A 714-nucleotide genomic window follows, 5' to 3' on the forward strand; every position below is an offset into this window, starting at 1 on the left:
TCGGCGAACCGATACGGATCGGCGAGAAAGGCTGGGACATCTGCTCGGCGAGCTGGGAGCCCAGCACGGCATGCAACTCGAAGCGGTCGAAGGAGGAGAGGAAGCGTCCCTGCGCCATGGGCAGGCGGGCGACGTCGTCGAAGCTCTCGGTGACGCCGAGGAAGCCGGCATTCTGGGTCTTGCCCTCGAAGGCGACGGGGCCGCCGCCGATCATGAAGGGCGCAACCTCGCGCACGGTCGGCACCATGATGGGGATGGATTCGATGTCGCCAAGACGGAAATTGCCGAGGCCGGAGGGGCTGTCGGCACGGAGGATGAGGGTGTCGGTGCCCATCTGGCGGAACTGGCGGACCGTCTCCTGCCGCGCCATGGCGCCGGCATGCAGCATGGAGATGACCGCGCCCGCGCCGACGACGATGCCCAGAAGCGCCAGCAGGCTGCGCTGCCAGGCGGCCATGAGGTTGCCGGCGGCCTCCATCAGGGTCTGGCGAATCACGCCGCGTGAGCTTTCTGAAGCGGGGCGTTCGTCTGGTCGGCCAAGTGGCCCTGGGTCAGGACGAGGCGCTGGCGGCAGCGGGCGGCCACGCCGGGATCGTGCGTGATGATGAGCACGAGCACGCCCATCTCGCGATTCACCTCCTCGAAGAGGTTCATGATCTCGCGGCTGACCAAGGGGTCCAGCGCGCCGGTCGGCTCGTCGGCAAGCAGCACCGC

The 714-nt window shown here is 68.3% G+C and carries 1 protein-coding gene and 1 pseudogene; both read right to left on the reverse strand.

From position 1 onward, the window contains the following. Nucleotides 1–496: ABC transporter permease (locus AC1DWF_RS34470; protein ID WP_476842974.1), on the reverse strand; the 496-nt coding region annotated here is incomplete at its 3' end. After that, a pseudogene (locus AC1DWF_RS34475) lies at nt 493–714 on the reverse strand (macrolide ABC transporter ATP-binding protein); the annotation flags it as partial. The pseudogene AC1DWF_RS34475 and the gene AC1DWF_RS34470, both read right to left, overlap by 4 nt.

This window comes from Aminobacter sp. P4_D5 (genome assembly GCF_056401815.1).